10 protein-coding genes are annotated in these 13956 nt (G+C 74.0%); 5 read left to right on the top strand and 5 right to left on the bottom strand.

The window, feature by feature from the left end; genetic code table 11:
- Nucleotides 1-112 precede the first annotated feature (112 nt).
- The 3 genes from ABT023_RS15005 (at nucleotide 113) to ABT023_RS14995 (ending at nucleotide 4272) form a co-directional block, all read left to right on the top strand.
- A complete protein-coding gene (locus ABT023_RS15005; RefSeq protein WP_350885611.1) occupies nucleotides 113-1333 on the top strand; it encodes a thiolase family protein in 1221 nt (406 codons plus the stop codon).
- A complete protein-coding gene (locus tag ABT023_RS15000; protein ID WP_350885610.1) occupies nucleotides 1330-3399 on the top strand; it encodes a 3-hydroxyacyl-CoA dehydrogenase NAD-binding domain-containing protein in 2070 nt (689 codons plus the stop codon). The genes ABT023_RS15005 and ABT023_RS15000 overlap by 4 nt, the downstream gene beginning before the upstream one ends.
- A gap of 156 nt (nucleotides 3400-3555) precedes the next feature.
- Nucleotides 3556-4272 (top strand): hypothetical protein, encoded by a 717-nt coding sequence (locus ABT023_RS14995; protein ID WP_350885608.1) that lies wholly within the window; start codon nucleotides 3556-3558, stop codon nucleotides 4270-4272.
- Between the two features lie 116 nt (nucleotides 4273-4388).
- Here the strand turns inward: ABT023_RS14995 and ABT023_RS14990 are convergent, their stop codons facing one another.
- From ABT023_RS14990 to ABT023_RS14975, 4 genes are all read right to left on the bottom strand, one after another.
- A complete protein-coding gene (locus ABT023_RS14990; RefSeq protein ID WP_350885606.1) occupies nucleotides 4389-4772 on the bottom strand; it encodes a VOC family protein in 384 nt (127 codons plus the stop codon).
- 245 nt (nucleotides 4773-5017) lie between these two features.
- On the bottom strand, nucleotides 5018-7552 hold the full coding sequence (locus ABT023_RS14985) for a malectin domain-containing carbohydrate-binding protein (RefSeq protein ID WP_350885604.1): 2535 nt from the start codon (nucleotides 7550-7552) through the stop codon (nucleotides 5018-5020).
- Nucleotides 7553-7938: 386 nt separating this feature from the next.
- Nucleotides 7939-9123, bottom strand: a complete 1185-nt coding sequence (locus tag ABT023_RS14980) for a sensor histidine kinase (protein ID WP_350885791.1) — start codon at nucleotides 9121-9123, stop codon at nucleotides 7939-7941.
- A gap of 56 nt (nucleotides 9124-9179) precedes the next feature.
- On the bottom strand, nucleotides 9180-9848 hold the full coding sequence (locus ABT023_RS14975; RefSeq protein ID WP_350885602.1) for a response regulator transcription factor: 669 nt from the start codon (nucleotides 9846-9848) through the stop codon (nucleotides 9180-9182).
- A 148-nt stretch (nucleotides 9849-9996) separates the two neighbouring features.
- Here ABT023_RS14975 and ABT023_RS14970 point away from each other — a divergent pair, with 148 nt between their 5' ends.
- Nucleotides 9997-11193 (top strand): C39 family peptidase, encoded by a 1197-nt coding sequence (locus ABT023_RS14970; protein WP_350885600.1) that lies wholly within the window; start codon nucleotides 9997-9999, stop codon nucleotides 11191-11193.
- Nucleotides 11194-11202: 9 nt separating this feature from the next.
- Here the strand turns inward: ABT023_RS14970 and ABT023_RS14965 are convergent, their stop codons facing one another.
- Nucleotides 11203-12513 (bottom strand): outer membrane protein assembly factor BamB family protein, encoded by a 1311-nt coding sequence (locus ABT023_RS14965; protein ID WP_350885598.1) that lies wholly within the window; start codon nucleotides 12511-12513, stop codon nucleotides 11203-11205.
- Between the two features lie 93 nt (nucleotides 12514-12606).
- On the opposite strand from ABT023_RS14965, the gene ABT023_RS14960 reads away from it, so the two are divergent.
- Nucleotides 12607-13956, top strand: a 1350-nt coding sequence (locus ABT023_RS14960) for a hypothetical protein (RefSeq protein WP_350885596.1), incomplete at its 3' end; no start/stop codon positions are given.

Here is a 13956-nt window from a genome sequence, read left to right as displayed (position 1 = left end):
GGTTACTGGCGAGTAGCATCCGAGGGACCACGCCCGTGCCGGCGACCTTCATCCGGTCCGCAGTGCCGCCTGTCGGTGCGGAGGCCGGATTTTGGTCGATAAGGAGGCTCAAGTGCCCCGTGAAGTCCGGGATGTCGTCTTCGTCGACGGCGTCCGCACCCCGTTCGGCAAGGCGGGTGGCATGTACGCCAACACCCGCGCCGACGACCTGGTGATCCGCTGCATCCGCGAGCTGCTGCGCCGCAACCCGCAGCTTCCGCCGGAGCGGGTCGAGGAGGTCGCCATCGCCGCCACCACCCAGATCGGCGACCAGGGCCTGACCATCGGCCGCACCGCGGCCCTGCTCGCCGGCCTGCCCAAGACCGTCCCCGGCTTCGCCATCGACCGGATGTGCGCCGGGGCGATGACCGCCGTCACCACCGTGGCCGGCGGCATCGCCATGGGCGCGTACGACATCGCGATCGCCGGCGGCGTCGAGCACATGGGCCGGCACCCGATGGGCGAGGGCGTCGACCCCAACCCGCGGATCGTCGCGGAGAAGTTGGTCGACCCGTCCGCGCTGGTCATGGGCGCCACCGCGGAGAACCTGCACGACCGGGTCCCGCAGGTCACCAAGGACCGCGCCGACGCGTTCGCGCTCGCCTCGCAGCAGAAGACGGCGAAGGCGTACGCCAACGACAAGCTCCAGGGCGACCTGGTGCCGATGGCGATCCGCGACGCCGACGGCGGCTGGGGGCTGGCTACCGCCGACGAGGCGCCCCGGGACACCTCGCTGGAGAAGCTCGCCACCCTCAAGACCCCGTTCCGCCCGCACGGCAAGGTCACCGCGGGCAACGCCGCCGGCCTGAACGACGGCGCCACCGCAAGCCTCATCGCCGCCGAGGACACCGCCCGCGAGCTGGGCCTGCCGATCGCCATGCGGCTGGTGTCGTACGGCTTCGTCGGCGTCGAGCCCGAGGTGATGGGCGTCGGCCCGATCCCGTCGACCGAGAAGGCGCTGCGCATCGCCGGCCTGAGCATCGACGACATCGGCCTGTTCGAGCTGAACGAGGCGTTCGCCGTGCAGGTGCTCGCCTTCCTCGACCACTTCGGCATCGCCGACGACGACTCCCGGGTCAACCCGTGGGGTGGCGCGATCGCCGTCGGCCACCCGCTCGCCTCCTCGGGCGTGCGGCTGATGACCCAGCTCGCCCGGCAGTTCGCCGAGCATCCCGAGGTCCGCTACGGCCTCACCGCCATGTGCATCGGCATCGGCATGGGTGGCACGGTCATCTGGGAGAACCCGAACTGGACCGGTTCCGCCGCCGAGGCTGGACAGGAGGGCAACAAGTGAGCGCGCTCGCCGCACCGAACGAGGTGGTCACCAGGGCGCTGCTGCGCCAGGTGAACGTGCCGGGGCTGGACCGGCCGGCCGCCCTGATCACCCTGGACAACGGCTTCGACCACACCAAGCCGAACAGCTTCGGCCCGGGCGGGCTGACCAGCCTGGACGAGGCGATCACCGCCGCCCTCGCCGCCGACCCGGCGTTCGTCGCGGTCACCGGGAAGCCGTACATCTTCTGCGTCGGGGCGGACCTCACCAGCCTGCCGCAGCTCGCCGACCGCGAGCAGGCCCGCCAGATCGGCCGGCTCGGTCACCGGGTCTTCGCCCGGCTCAGGGACAGCCAGGTCCCGACGTTCGCCTTCGTCAACGGCGCGGCGATGGGTGGCGGCTTGGAGCTGGCCCTGCACTGCCACTACCGGACCCTGTCCGGCGGGGCCTCCGCGCTCGCGCTGCCCGAGGTCTCCCTCGGGCTGGTCCCCGGCTGGGGCGGCACCCAGCTCCTGCCGAACCTGATCGGCATCCCGGCCGCGACCCAGGTGATCCTGCAGAACCCGCTGATGCAGAACAAGATGCTCAGGCCGAAGCAGGCCGCCGAGCTGGGCATCGCCGACGTGCTGCTGGAGCCGGCGGACTTCCTGGAGCGGTCCCTGGAGTGGGCCGCCGACGTGGTGCGCGGCGAGGTCACCGTGACCCGGCCCGAGGTCGACAAGGACATGTGGGCCGGCGTGCTGTACTTCGCCCGGCAGACGCTGGACCAGCGGCTGCACGGCGCGGTCCCGGCCGCGTACCGGGCGCTGGACCTGCTGGAGACGGCGAAGGACGCGGACTTCGCGGCCGGCACCGCCGCCGAGGACGAGGCGCTGGCGGACCTGGTCTTCTCCGAGGAGCTGCGCAGCGGGCTGTACGCGTTCGACCTGGTACAGCGGCGGGCCAAGCGGCCGGCCGGCGCGCCGGACAAGGGCCTGGCCCGGCCGGTCACCAAGGTCGGCATCGTCGGCGCCGGCCTGATGGCCAGCCAGCTCGCGTTGTTGTTCGCCCGCCGCCTCCAAGTGCCGGTCGTCATGACCGACCTGGACCAGGGCCGGGTCGACAAGGGCGTGGGCTACGTGCACACCCAGATCGAGAAGGCCGTCAGCAAGGGCCGGATGGACAAGGGCACGGCCGCCAAGCTGTACGGCCTGGTGAGCGGCTCGGTCGACAAGGCCACGTTCGCCGACGCCGACTTCGTCATCGAGGCGGTGTTCGAGGACCTGGGCGTCAAGAAGCAGGTCTGGGCCGAGCTGGAGAAGATCGTCTCCCCGGAGGCGGTGCTCGCCACCAACACCTCGTCGCTGTCGATCACCGCGATGGCCGAGGAACTGGAGCACCCGGAACGGGTGGTCGGATTCCACTTCTTCAACCCGGTCGCCGTGCTGCCGCTGCTGGAGATCGTCCGGGGCGAGCGCACCGACGACGCCACCCTGGCCACCGCGTTCGCGGTCGGCAAGCAGCTGAAGAAGTCGTCGGTGCTGGTCTCCGACGCCCCGGCGTTCGTGGTGAACCGGCTGCTCACCCGCTTCCTCGGCACCGTCTTCGCCGCCGTGGACGCGGGTACCCCGCTGGACGTGGCGAACGCCGCGCTGGACCCGCTGGGCCTGCCGATGCGCCCGCTCGCCCTGCTCCAGCTCGTCGGCCCGGCCGTGGCGTACCACGTGGGCGGCACGCTGCACACGGCGTTCCCGGACCGGTTCGCGGTCAGCGAGAACCTGAAGCGGATCGCCGAGGCGGGCCAGCCGATCGTGGTCGACGACCAGATCAACGACGAGGTGGCCAAGCTGCTGGTGGTCGGCGACGCGCCGCTGACCGCCGAGCAGGTGCGGCAGAACGCGCTGGACGCGCTGGCGCAGGAGATCCGGCTGATGCTCGACGAGGGCGTCGTCGCGGAGGCGCAGGACATCGACCTGTGCATGATCCTCGGCGCCGGCTGGCCGTTCCACCTGGGCGGCGTCACGCCGTACCTGGACCGGACCGGCACCAGCGAGCGGGTCACCGGCCGGCGGTTCCTGCCGCTCGGGGCGGCCAGCCTGCCCGCCTGATCCACACCGCTCCCCCGCGACTCGCGGTGGTCGGGCCGTCCCATCTGGACGCTCCGACCACCGCGGTCGTCGTTTCGGCCCGCGGACGGGGCAGCGACTGTCGGACCGGCTGGCTACGATCACCGCTCCTGATCCACTGTTTGGAGCTGACTGAACATGTCCCAACCGGGCGACCCCTACCCGAACCAGCCGCAGCAGCCGTACGGCGAGCAGCCCGCCCCGCAGCAGGGCGGCGGCCACCCGCCGGCCGGCCAGCCGTACGGCGCACCGGGGGCCGCGCCGCTGCCGCCGGCACCGAAGAAGTCCAAGACCGGCAAGATCGTGCTGATCGTCCTGGCCGTGGTGCTGGTGCTCTGCTGCGGCGGCGGGGCGATCACCTGGTTCGCCGTCAAGGACGACGTGAGCGACGCGGTCGAGGCCACCAACACCCGGGTGACCGCACCGGCCACCCTCGCCGGCCGACCGAAGGCCACCCAGCCCGAGCTCCAGGCGGCGGTGGACACGATGATCGCCCAGATGAAGTCCACGGTGCAGAACGAGACCAGCACCGCCGGGGCGTTCTACGGCGACATGGCCAAGAAGAACCTGGTGATGATCGCCGCGGCGTCCGGCCTGCTGGCCGACCCGAAGAAGGAGTTGGACGCCGCGTTCACCAGCACCGACCTGACCATGAGCAACGTCGCTGCGGTGGACCCGGGGCCGCTGGGCGGCGAGGCGCGCTGCGGCGACAGCGAGAGCGAGGGCACCAAGCTGGGCATCTGCGCCTGGGCCGACAAGGGCAGCCTCGGCATGATCGTGATGTACTTCAAGACCGGCGCCCAGGCGAAGGCCGAGTTCGTCACCATGCGCGGCCAGATCGAGCAGCGCTCCTGAGCCACGCGTGACACGGGCCCCCTCCGCCGTCGCGGCGGAGGGGGCCCGTGCCGTCGGGCGGGTCACACCTTCGTAACCCGCCCGGTCACGCCGTCGCGGCCCGCCCGCTCCGGGCGTCAGGCCGTGGCGGCCCGCTCGGCGGCGCTGCGCAGCACGCAGAACTCGTTGCCCTCCGGGTCGGCGAGCACCACCCAGCCGGTCCCGTCCGGCCGCCGCCGGTCGTCCACCTGGGTGGCGCCGAGGTCGACCAGCCGCTCGACCTCGGCGTCCCGGGGCCGGTCGGCGGGCTCCAGGCACAGGTGGACCCGGTTCTTCACCGTCTTGTCCTCCGGCACCTGGAGGAACAGCACGGTCGATCCGTCCGGGGTGAGCACCATCGCCTCCGGGTCACCGGGGAAGTCGTCGGGCTGCCGCTCGGAGCCGAACACCTCCGCCCAGAAGCCGGCCAGCGCGTAGGTGTCGTGGCAGTCGAAACTGATGTTCCTGATCCGTGCGCTCACGGTGTTCCTCCATGAAGGAGTGAAGCGCCCCGCGTGATCGTCAGAGGGTCAGCGGCGGGTGAGGCGGGGCGCGGGACTGGTCGTGGACATCAACCGCACCTCCCTCCGGCCGTCGGGCTGACGCGGCCGATCTTGCCAGTCTCCGCCGGTCCGGGCAACGCCTTTTCGACGTACTGGGAACGGGACCGGCCCGGCCCCGCGCGGACGCGGGACCGGGCCGGGACACCCCCGTGGTGCGACGGGGTCTACGGGCCGACGAAGACGGCCTTGGCGCGCCAGTCGACGCCGTCCACGGCGGGGCCGCTGACGGTGGTGAACGCGCCGGTGGGCACGCCGCCGGCCCACGCGGTCGAGGCGAGCGCGCCGGTCGAGCGGCTGACCCGGTACAGGGTGCCGCCGGCCAGCAGGACCGAGCCGGTGTCGGCGAATCCGGTCACCCCCGCGACGGTGAACTTGTCTGCGCCGACCGCGCCGCTGTCCGGGGTGAACCAGCGCCAGTACAGTCCACCCTGGCCGGCCAGGGTGTAGTAGAGCCGACCGGCGGTGTAGAACATGCCGGTGACGTTCGCGATCTCGGGGTAGAAGTTGCTGTTCACCCCGACGTAGGTCTGGCCGGCCGGCCCGGAGTCGGTCTCCACCGTGTCCCAGTACGCGTCGTGGTACGGGTCGACGAGGCCGGGCGTGCCGAAGGTGGTCCCGTCGAAGGTGCGCCGCTGGAGTGCGCCGTTCATCGCGTAGAACAGGGTGCCGCCCACCCAGAACGCGCCCCTGGCCGTGGACCACGCGGTGCTGTCGGGGTTGGCCACCGGGGTCGCCGCGCCGACCGTGGCCGCCCCGTCGTACGAGCGGGCCTGCACCTCGTCGCCCGTCCCGGTGGGCGGCGGGCCGGTCTTGACGATCTCGATCGCGTTGACGAGCGGATTCTCCACCACGTGCCCGAAGTCGATGTCGACGCTGCCGTCGCTGACGATCGTGAACGACCGCATGGTGCCGACGTCGTGCCCGGGCGTGGCCGACAGGTCGAGGTTGTCCAGGACGAGGGTGCCGTCGAGGGTCACGTCGAAGACCCGCTGGCCGGGGGCCGAGGTGCCGGCGTACCGGTTGGCGAGGTAGAGGCGGACCTCCACCTCGGTGCCGGCCGGCACCGGAAGGTCCCACTGCATCTCGGGGGCGGACCCGGAGTCGTACCGCTCGGTGTTGAACAGCCCGGCCGGGGTGCCGGCCGGGACGGTGGCGTCCAGGCTGCCCACGGCGGCGAAGCCCGAGCTGCTGCTGCCGGCGTTGTGGTACGGGCTGGGGTTGCCGGAGTCGTCGGCGCTCCAGTCCGGCCCGCCGGTGGTGGACGCGACGGCGGGGCCGCCGGCGTTCACCCGGTGCAACACGTTGGTGGGCACCGGAACCCCGGCCTGGTACACGGTGCCGGGCAGGCCGGCGGTGGTGGTCGGGTGCGGAGCGTTGCCGCCGGTCAGCGGGAAGAACGCGATCCGCTCCCGGCGGTACTGGAAGTTGCCGATCCAGGACTGGTCGGAGCCGAGCCAGATGCCCTGCGGGGTGACCAGCAGCTCGGCCACGCCGTAGCCGCGCGGGTGCCGGCCGGGGTTCCAGGACAGTGGCAGGCCGTTGCCCGGGTCGAGGGCGGCGATGCTGGCCCGACCGATGGCCCCGGCCTGCGCGGAGTCGCCGCCGAAGCTGTTGTTCAGCCAGCGCAGGTGCCCGCCGACGTAGACGGCCTGCTCGCTGATCCCGACGGAGAGAAAGGTGTCGCCGCCGGAGTAGTTGGTCCAGGTGGGCTGCTGGGCGTCGCCGGTCGCGGCGGCCTCCCAGCGGGCGGCGGTGTCGCACAGCGATCCGCCGTACGTCCCGCCGGTGGTGACCACCACGAAGTAGCTGCCGTCCGGGGCGAAGGCCACGTCCCGCATGTACGAGTCGAACGCCCCGTACGAGCAGCGCGGGGTGTACCGGCTGGTGTTCCAGTCGGCGACGGTGGCGGCGGTGGCACCGAGGTCCAGCTTCACGATCTGGTCGTGCAGCACCCCGTCGGCCTTCTTGAAGTTGCCGATCACCACGAGCTGGGTGCCGTCCGGGGAGAGCGCGAGCTTCTCCGCGCCGACGCCGGCCTTGGCCCCGCTCACCCCGTCGTAGTTGTGGTTCTCGGTGAGGGTGGTGGTGAGGTAGCCGTCCAGCGCGCCGGTGGTGGCGTTGAGCGAGGCGAGCCCGCCGCGCGGGTTGGCGTTCCCGGCGGTGGTGAAGATGCCGCCGACGAGCAGCCGGTTGCCGGCCAGGGCGACGTCGTCGATCAGTCCGTTGAACGCCGGCCCGGCGAAGCTGGTGACCGTGGCCCCGGTGGCGACGTCGACCAGGGCCACCTTGCGCCGGGTGACGCCGTTGACCGTGTTGAACTTGCCGGCCAGGTAGACGGTGCCGGCGGTCGGGCCGGCCGCCACCGCGTTCACCTCGTTGTCGACGGTCGGCGCGAACGCGGTGTCGACCGCTCCGGTGGCCTTGTCGAAGGCGAGCACGTAGTTACGGGTGATGTCCACGTCGGAGTTGCGGTTGCGCACCTTGCTGAACGATCCCGCCGCGATGATCTTCGTACCGGCGTCGTGGATGGCGAACACCGTGCCGTCCTGGATGTTCGGCGACGCGGCCGACGGGACGGTGGAGACCACGGTGGGGTGGCCGGGCGCGGCGCTCACCGGGCCGGCGAGGCCGGCGACGGTCAGCGCGGCGGCGGCGAGCGCCGCCAGGGTTCGGCGGGCCAGGGCCGAGGGGTGGGTCACGGGCAACTCCCGGAGCACGTCGGACGGGGGGGGTGGCCGCGGGCGCCGGACGGCCTGAGGCGCGGCCGGTCCTGGGCGCACCGCGTGGGACGTGGCGCCACCACACCTTGGCCTATCGTCCGGCGGCCGTCCAGCACAGGCGGCGCATTTGTGCCCGACCGCTCGACGGCTCTGCCCGACCGCGTGGCCCCGCCGGCCGAGCGCCCGGCGCGGCCCGGCCACCTGACCTGCCCGGCCCCGCCCACCCGGCACCCGGCACGCCGGGTCGGTCGGGCCGGGCACACGAAAAGCTGAAGCCGGGCGGGCCCCGGCGACGCGCCGACGTCCGGGCGGCACGCGGTGCGGGCCGGCGCGCGTGGCACGCCCGCCGACGTGCCGGCGGGACGTCACCGGTCGGTCGTGAGCCGCCCGCCCCCGTGGGCCGGGCCGGTCAGCACCGGCGTCGCGTCGGCGGCGGGCAGGGTCACCGTGACCTCAAGGCCGCCGCCGGGCTGGGCGACGACCCGCACGGTCCCGCCGTGCGCGTCGCAGACCGCCCGGACGATGGACAGGCCCAGCCCGGACCCCCGGGCCCCGGTGCGTTCCTGCCCGCCCCGGCGGAACGGCTCGAACAGCCCCGGCACGTCGGCCTGGCTGACCTCGAACCCGGTGTTGGCGACGACCAGCCAGGACGAGCAGCCGTCCGTGCCGGTGCGCACCCGGATCAGGCCGTGCAGGTGGTTGTAGCGGACCGCGTTCTCGATCAGGTTGCCGGCCAGCCGGTCCAGCAGCCCTGGGTCGCCGACGACCGGGGCCGGCTCCAGGGACGTCTGCACCCGCAGCCCGATCCGCTCCACCTCCCGGCGCATGGCCGAGAGCGCGTTGACGGTGCCGGTGGCCAGGTCGCACTCGGTGCGCCGGCCCAGCCGCCGGCCGGTCTGGGCCTCGCTGCGGGCGAGCACCAGCAGCGCGTCGACCAGCCCGTTGGCCCGCTCGGAGGCGTCCCGGACCACGGTGGCCATCCGGCGGTACTCGGCGGCGTCCGCCTCGTCGTCGCTGAGCGTAACGTCGATCTCGGTCCGCATCACCGCCAGCGGGGTGCGCAGCTCGTGCGAGGCGTTGGCCACGAAGCGCCGCTGCGCCTCGAACGCGGCGGCGATCCGGTCCAGCATGGCGTCGAACGTCTTGGCCAGCTCGGCCACCTCGTCGTCCGCCCCGGACCAGCCGATCCGCTGGTCGAGGGTGGCCTCGCCGAGCCGCTGGGCGGTCGCGGTGACCTGGTGCAGCGGGCGCAGCGCCCGCCCGGCCACCGCGTACGCGCCGGCCACCCCGACCACGCTGATCGCCAGGAGCGCCACCAGGCCCTTGGCCAGCAGCTCGTTCGACGCCGCGTCGACGAGCTGCTGCTGCCACTGCCCGGCGTCGAGCAGCCGGCCGTCGGCCAGCAGCACGGTGGTGCCGGGGACCAGTTCGTCGGTGGGGCGCAGCGCGTCGCGGACCAGCAGCCAGGCCAGCAGCACCAGGATCGCCCCGGCGCCCACCAGCAGCACCCCGTTGAGCAGGGTGAGCCGCAGCCGCAGGGTGGGCCGCAGCCGCAGGGCCGGCCAGGGCAGGGCTCGGCGGGGGGCGGCGGGACGGGTCGGGGCGCTCACGCCGACCCCTCGGCGGTGCGGTAGCCGGCCCCGACGACCGTCTCGATCAGCGGCGGGTCGCCCAGCTTCTTGCGCAGGGTCATCACGGTGACCCGGACGATGGTGGTGAACGGGTCGGTGTTGGCGTCCCAGACCCGTTCCAGCAGCTCCTCGCTGGAAACCACCGCCCCGCGCGCCTTGATCAGCTCGGCCAACACCCCGAACTCCTTGTTCGTCAGGTCGAGCAGCACGCCGCCCCGGGTCACCAGCCGGCGGGCCGGGTCGAGCACCAGGTCGGCCACGGCGAGCACCGGCGGGGCCGCCGGGGTCGCCCGCCGGCCGAGCGCCTGCACCCGGGCCACCAGCTCGTCGAAGGCGAACGGCTTGGGCAGGTAGTCGTCCGCGCCGAGCTGCAACCCCTCGACCCGGTCGGCGACCGTGCCGCTGGCGGTGAGCATGAGCACCCGGGTCAGGGTGCCGGAGGCGGCCAGCTCGGCACAGATCTGGTCGCCGTGCATGCCGGGCAGGTCCCGGTCCAGCACCACCACGTCGTACCGGGTGACGAAGGCCATCTCGTGGCCCGAGTTCCCGTCGTAGGCGACGTCGACCGCCATGCCGCGCTTGCGCAGCCCACGCGCGATCGCGTCGGCGAGGTTGCGCTCGTCCTCGACCACCAGTACCCGCATGCCCGACCTCCTCGCCGGCTGACCTGCCGACAAACCTAGTGCCGGCCACCAAACCGGCGTCGCACCGGCCGCCGACCGCGGCGGCGTTGCAAAAAACCTTCCGGTACGGGATGCTTCCCGGCGCTGATCTGCGGCGGAGGGAGCGGCGATGACCGGACCGGCCCCGACCATCCGGTGGGACGTCGTCCACCGGCGCTTCCGGCTCCCGGCCGACCTGGCCGCCGGGGCCGGCGACGGGGTCCGCGCGGACGCCGCGGGCGCGGTCCTCGCCGCCCCGACCGGCCGGCTCGCCCACCCCGACGACCCCACCCGCCGGTACGACGCGGCGAGCTGGACCTCGCCGCCGGTGTCCACCGGGTTCGCCGTCGCCGAGGTGGTCCCCTCCTGGGCCGCCGACACCCCCGACGGCTGCGGCGTCCTCGTCGAGCTGCGCGGCTGGCACGCCGACGCCCCGGCCACCGGCTGGTACCAGTTGGCCCGCTGGGCGGCCGACGAGGAGCCCTTCGGCCGCACCTCCGTGCCCGGCCAGCAGGACGCCGACGCCCGGGTGGACACGGACACCCTGGTCGTCACCGGTGCGACGGTCACCGGCTGGCAGGCCCGGGTGACGCTGCTGCGGCCGGCCGGCGGCACCGCCACCCCGGTGCTGCGCGCGCTCGGCGCGGTCGCCTCCGGCCCCCGGCCGGCCACCCCGATCGACACGCACCGGGCCACCGAGGGCGACCGGGCCGGCTGGGGCCGGACGCTGGACGTGCCGCCGTACTCGCAGCGGCTGCACGGCGGGCAGGAGGGGCGCTGGGGCGGCGGCGGGGACTCCTGGTGCAGCCCGACCAGCGTCTCGATGGTGCTGGACCACTGGGGCGCCGGCCCGGCCCCCGACCGGTACGCCTGGGTCGCGCCGCCCGGCCCACGTCCGGTGGTGGTGCACGCCGCCCGGCACTGCTACGACCCGGCCTTCGACGGGGCGGGCAACTGGTCGTTCAACATTGCGTACGCCGGCGGGCACGGGGTGGAGGCGTTCGTCACCCGGCTGCGGTCGCTGGCCGAGGCCGGCGCGTTCGTGGCCGCCGGGGTGCCGCTGGTGCTCTCCGCCGCGTTCCGCCGGGGCGAGGTGCCGGGGCTGGACTACGACACCAGGGGCCACCTGGTGGTGCTGGTCGGATTCACCGCCGACGGCGACCCGGTGCTCAACGACCCGTACGCCCCGGACGACGCGGGCGTGCGCCGGACGGTGGGCCGGGACCGGTTCGAGGCCGCCTGGCTGGGCGGCAGCGGCGGGATCGTCTACGTCATCCGGCCGCCCGACGTGCCACTGCCCCCGCCGCCCGCCCAGCCCAACTGGTGACCCGGGGCGTCACCGGGGCAGCCGCCTCCAGCCGTACGTCCCGTTAGCTCGGCGGCAGAGCAGGTCCCGGCCGCTGGAGTAGCAGTCCTCCACCACGTCGGGCAGCACGTCGAACCACCGGGCCACGGCCCCCGCCGGGTCCAGCTCGGCGACGAGCAGCCCGCCCTCCCGGGTGCGCCGGCCGCCGAACAGCGGCTCGTCCTGGCCCTGGTTGGGCATCAGCTCCCAGCGCCCCAGCTCGGCGATCGTCCGCCCGGTGGCGGCGTCCAGCACGGCGAGTTCCACTGCCGCCACGCGGTCGTCGGCGGCCACGAGGAGTCGGCCGCCCCGGGCCGCGACGAACCGCTGCCAGCGCGGGTTGACCCACCTGGGCCGGCGCGTCGCCGGGTCGAGCGCCGACAGCCCGGCTTCCCGGCTTCCGACGCAGAGCAGGTCGCCGCACTCCTCCAGGTACTCGTCCGGGGACAGGTCGAGTTCCCAGCGCCGGTCCAGCGCGGCCAGCCCGTACGCGGTGACGCGGCGACTGCCGTCGACCCCGTTGTTCGCCGTCACCAGCAGCAGTTCCCCGGCGAGGCCGACGCCCTGGTACCCCGGTGACCCGCCCCGACCTGGATCGCTGGTGAGAACGACCGCCCCGGACCCGGCGTCCCGCACCTCGATCCGCCCGGACTCGGGGATCAGCACGACCCGGTCGACCTCCGCGCTCCGGTGGTCGTAGACCGTCCGGCCCCGGTGCATCGGCGCCGACCACCGGGGCCGCCCCGACGGCAGGTCCACCACGCGCAGGGGGTCCACCGTCTCGTCGTCGCCGCCCCCGAAGAGGAGCAGCCCGCCGCCAATGGTGGGAACCGGGAAGCCGGGCTGCCGCCACCGATGCCTCCCGGTCGCCGCGTCCAGGGCGACCGTCTCGACCATCCCGCCGTCCCGGCCCCCGCCCCCGGTGATCAGCACGAACCCGCCGTGCTCCAGCACCTGGAACAGGCCCTCCCCGCCGGGCACCGAGGTGCGCCACAGCGGTCGCAGCGCGCCCCCCGCGCCGGCCGGGGTCGCGTAGGCGGTCACCCCCCGCGTCCCGCCCGCGCCCGGCATCTCCTGGTCCGCCACGTACAGCCGGCCGCCGGCGACGCGGACCTCGCGGCCGAGCCCGCCGTCCACGACCGCCGAGGCGGGCCGCACGAGCGGCGCGGACGAGGCCAGGGCGAGCAGGGCGACGGCCCCGGCCAGGGCCACCCGCAGCGGCCGGCCCACCGCCCTTGGCGGGCGGGGCGGCGGGTCCGGCTCGACGTCGCCGCGCAGCTCGCCGAGGTCGATGACGCTCACTGGTGTTCCTCCCCGAGCTGGGTGACGCCCCGCCCCGCCCGGCCGCACCGGTCGGGCCGGCGTCACGCGGCGATGTCTGTACGATGGCCCGTCGTGGCTGTGCCGGTGGTAGACCCCTCGCTGAACTCCGACTCCGCACCCGTCGCGGCGCAGGCCGCCCCGGCCGGACCCGACGGGGCGGGCACAGGCACACCGCGCCGGCCCCGGCGGCGGCCGAGTCGCGCCGATCTGCTGGCCATCGGAGCGTATGTGCTCCTCGGCGTCCTCGTGTGCCTGAACTACTGGGGGGACGTCCAGCACCGGGTGTCGTCGCACCTGCCGACCGACCACAGCTGGTTCGAGTGGCTCTTCTCGCACGGCGCGTACTCGCTGCGCCACCTGGAGAACCCGCTGTTCTCGATGCGGCAGAACGCCCCGGACGGGGTGAACATGATGGCGAACACGTCACTGCTCGGGGCCACCCTGCCGCTGGCCCCGGTGACGTGGCTGTTCGGGCCGCAGGTGACGTACGCCCTCTACCTCGGCGGGGCGCTCGCGGCGACGGCCGGCACGTCGTACTGGATGCTGTCGCGGCACCTGGTGCGCTCGCGCGCGGCGGCGTTCGTCGGCGGCGCGTTCCTCGGCTTCGCGCCCGGCATCGTGCACCACGCCAACGGGCAGCCGAACTTCGTCTCGAACTACCTGCTGCCGGTGATCGTGGCCCGGGTGCTGCGGCTCGGCGAGCCCGGGCGGAGTTGGCGACGCGACGGGGTGGTGCTCGGCCTGCTGGTGGCGTACCAGATCTTCATCAACGAGGAGATGCTGCTGCTGACCGCGCTGGGCTGCCTGGTGGTGGTGGCCGCGTACGCGGTGCAGCGTCCCCGGGCGGCGCGGCAGCGGGTCGGTGGCTTCCTCGCCGCGCTCGGCCTCGGCGGCGGGCTGACGCTGCTGCTCACGGCGTACCCGATCTGGTTCCAGTTCAACGGCCCGCAGTCCTACCGGGGTTTGCAGGGCGGGGTGTTCCACAACTGGGGCGAGGACCTGGTGGCCTTCGTGACGTTCGCCCGGGACACCGCCGCCGGGGACGAGGCGGTGGAGAAGACCATCGGCCTGACCGAACAGAACACCTGGTTCGGCTGGCCGCTGGTGCTGGTGGCGCTGGTCGCCCTGGTGCTGCTGGTCCGCCGGTCGCTGGCGGCCCGGATCGTCGCCGTGCTGGTGGTGGTCTTCACCGTCGCCTCGATCGGCCCGGTGGTGCGCTTCGACGGCGCGGAGACCACGATCGACGGCCCCTGGTCGTACATCTCGGACGACCTGCCGCTGGTGGAGATGATGATGCCCACCCGGCTGGCCCTGGTGGTGGCCGCCGCCCTCGGCGTGCTGCTCGCCCTGGCCTGGGACGCCCTGGCCCGCACCGCGAAGGCCGCCGAGCCGGTGGTGCCGGCCCCCCGAAACACGGCCGCC

This window comes from Micromonospora sp. NPDC002296 (assembly GCF_040296145.1).
Lineage (GTDB): Bacteria > Actinomycetota > Actinomycetes > Mycobacteriales > Micromonosporaceae > Micromonospora.
The sequence above is the reverse complement of the archived record's forward strand: the minus strand, read 5'-3'. Positions and strand labels throughout refer to the sequence as shown.